At 69.6% G+C, this 1049-nt stretch carries 1 protein-coding gene and 1 pseudogene; one reads left to right on the forward strand and one right to left on the reverse strand.

What is annotated here, in order from left to right:
• A pseudogene (locus I71_RS24485) lies at nucleotides 1-194 on the reverse strand (aldolase); the annotation flags it as partial.
• Nucleotides 195-375: 181 nt separating this feature from the next.
• Here I71_RS24485 and I71_RS24490 point away from each other — a divergent pair.
• Nucleotides 376-1049: hypothetical protein (locus tag I71_RS24490; RefSeq protein WP_042699755.1), on the forward strand; the 674-nt coding region annotated here is incomplete at its 3' end.

Consider the following 1049-nt stretch of genomic DNA (forward strand, 5'->3'; position numbering starts at 1 on the left):
ATGGCGGCCTCGATCTGCTGCGATTCCTCCTTGCGGCGCAGGTCGGTGAACAGCACCAGCACGCGCCACGCCCCGTCGGCATAGGCGGTTTCGATGCGCTGGACCTCGACCGTCCGCAGGAAGGCGGACAGCTGCGCCTGCGCCTCTTCAGCGGCGGCGTCGGGAATGGTGAAGGTGCGGATTTCGGTGCTCATCGCCAACCCTGCTGTAAAGCCGTCCTCTGGGGTCGGAGACTACACAGAAATGGCGCGTTCGGCAAACCGTGACCCTGCAACGGAGCCGTTCCAGAACCTTGGGGCTACCCCCAATTACCGCCTGTCGATTCTCCTCCCCCGCGCGTTGTGGGAGCAGCCGCAGCACGCCCGGAGACGCCCGATGTCCCATCTCGACCCGCAGGAGACCCAGCCACAGCCGGAACCGCAATCCGTTCCCCCGCAAGCCGGGGAAGCCATCGCCGGCGGGACAGCGCGACACGGCAGGCGGCGCTGGGGATTGCTGGGGATCGCACTGGCGGCGCCGCTGGTGCTGGCCGGTCTGGCGGCGCTGGGGGTGTTGTGGACCGGGTCGATGCTCTACGACCAGCCCTTCGCCTGGTACAACCTGAACCGCATCGATGCGGTGGCCAACCGGGCGGCGCGCACCCCCGGTTCGGTGATGGTGGTGGCGCTGGGCGACACCGCCCTGCGCGACGCCACGCTGGACGAGCGCGGCATGGCGAAGATCGCCGCCGAGCGCGGCGTGCCCAACCTGGAGTTCCTGCGCATCGTCCACCGTCAGGCGCAGTTCGCCGATTTCGAACCGCTGCTCGACCGGCTGATCGCGGTGAAGCCGACGCTGATCCTGATCGACCGCAACCTGCTGACCGCCAGCCGCGGCCCGGTGGACGAGCTGCAGCGCTACGGCAACGGTCTGATGCGCCTCTATCGCGGCCAGACCTATGTGCAGGATCAGGTGGCGCTGCAGTACCGGCACGGCTGCGGCCCGACGCCGTCGGCCTGGCTGACCGGCGGATCGCCCGGCGCCGTCGCCGGCTCCACCGCCACCGAGCG

This window comes from Azospirillum sp. B506, from assembly GCF_000333595.1.
Classification (GTDB): domain Bacteria; phylum Pseudomonadota; class Alphaproteobacteria; order Azospirillales; family Azospirillaceae; genus Azospirillum.